A 2,160-nucleotide genomic window follows, 5' to 3' on the forward strand; every position below is an offset into this window, starting at 1 on the left:
TGGCTCATAACTCTTGGGTCGGTTTTTAACCAATCTACTAATGGTTTGAAAGGTTGTGGATTATCTTCATCCTGTGCATTTAATAACTCTTCTAAACTTAAAAAAAACGCCACTGCATGTGGTAAAGTACACATATCTGGGTGATACGTGCGAAGTTTCAAAATAATGGCCGCAAATAGCCCTGCACCGGCTGAATAAAAGAAATCCTCCTTTTCATCCTTGCCTTTCAGATTCACTAAAATAGATTTTGAAATATTTTCAATATCTACTTCGTTTTCGATGTAATGTGGAGCCATCGGATTGATTCGATAAGAATAATTCACATTATGTAATGCAATTGGTTTTAAACGATCGCCAAAAAGTCCGAAAGCAATTTCAGAAAGCTCTCCATTTTTATAATCATAGATTACTCCTGTAAACTGATGTTCAGCAAAATGTTTCATTAAATAATAGATAGGACTTTCTGTTTTTCCAGACCCTGCACCTGCCACGATAAACACACCTGTATTTACATTGGGAATAAAAATATTTTTTCTATTTGTAGGGAAATGAACTTCTTTAGGATTTGGTTCTTTCGGTTTTGATTTAAAAAATGAAACCAATAAGCCAATTATAAACGGAGGAGTTAATAATAAAGCGATAAACAGATTATTTCCTTTAAAAAAATAAAAGTATAGACTTATAATTCCAATGGTAATTAAGATTCCAATAATCCGATTTATCATTACTTTACGAAAAAGCAAAATAAAGCCAAGTAATGAAACTGAGATCATTATTAAAACGATTAATTTGTTTTCGGTAGTTAATTCAGCAAATAAATTCATAGCAATAGTAATTTACATTCCGTAACCTTTTTCAATAGTTTTAGCTACAGTTTTGGCGACTTTGAGTGTTAACTGTGCTGGATTAGTTGGTATACTCAAATGCGTAGGAATATTCATTCCTAAATTTTGTGACAGCTGCATTTTCAATATATGTGATGGATTTGAAATAGGTATTCCTACATACCTACTCAATTCTTTTTTCACATTTTTTACAATTCCATTTTTATTATTTTCTCGGAATCCTTTTGTATTAGCATTTTTCTTCATCGCTTCATACGATTTAGAATAATCTCGATTATAATTAAAAAAATCATCAAAAGTTTTTTCAGCATTTTGAAAAAAAGCATCTCTGTTAAAACCTATTGTTTTATTCTTTTGATTATTGAGTTGCGAGTTTTGTTCACGATATTTACTCATTGGTGACAAACTTATTTTACTGCGAGGATCATTCGTTCTATCATGTCGAGAAACAACAATATGCACATGATAATTAACTCCTCCTTTAGCAACTCCTTCTTTGATTACTTCTCCAGAGAAATAATCTTTATATAAAGATTCTTGTAAAATTTTTATTCGATTTACATCTTTGGTCTTCTCAATTTTTTTAAAAAGTTTTTTATTTACTAAAACTTGACTGTCTTTAAAATTGTACGTACGTTGCGTTTCAACTCGACCGTAATACATTAAATTTTCATCAGTAATTTTCTTTCCATTAATTTCACGATCAAAGTTTTTAGCATATTCTTTCATGACCTCTCTACTATAATTCATAAGCATATCACGCATCATAACATCACGTACATTTGCTAAATCTTTGTCAGATAATTTGATTTTTTCATTCTTCATTTTATCCTCTAAAAACTGATCAATTCTTTTTAAAAGATGTTTCTGTTCTAAATAAGAAGGAGAAATATTTATCATGTAAAAGTTTGATTCTTTTATTCCTCTTTTACCTCTATTATTATCAATATTTTCAATCACTGTATCTTTAGGAATATTGATATTTTGTTGATCAAAAAAACCAATTGATTCTTTATTTTCATCTTTGAAAATAGATTCCTCTTGAACAAATCCTTGTTCTTCTTTTTCTAAATATTCAAAAATATTCGCACAAGAAGAAGCGTTTGAATTATTCACGTTTGCTTTATGTGGAGTAAAATTGATATACATTATTTATTGATTAATTGTTTTAGTTCAGTTAATCTTTCTGGTGAAATATTTGTTTCTACTTTCGTTCCCATCAGTCCAGATTTAGTAGTAATAGAATTTAAAATTTCATTGACTAATGGACGTAAATTATTTAATTCATTGAAATATAAATCACGACTTTTTTTAA

Annotated in this window: 1 protein-coding gene and 1 pseudogene; both read right to left on the bottom strand. The window is 28.9% G+C overall.

Going from position 1 to position 2,160, the window contains the following annotated elements:
* Positions 1-725, bottom strand: a pseudogene (locus Q0616_RS06705) (hypothetical protein); the annotation flags it as partial.
* Between the two features lie 111 nt (positions 726-836).
* Positions 837-1,994 (bottom strand): MobB family relaxase, encoded by a 1,158-nt coding sequence (mobB, locus tag Q0616_RS06710; RefSeq protein ID WP_124899672.1) that lies wholly within the window; start codon positions 1,992-1,994, stop codon positions 837-839.
* Positions 1,995-2,160: the final 166 nt, after the last annotated feature.

The organism is uncultured Empedobacter sp. (genome assembly GCF_937930195.1).
GTDB lineage: Bacteria > Bacteroidota > Bacteroidia > Flavobacteriales > Weeksellaceae > Empedobacter > Empedobacter stercoris.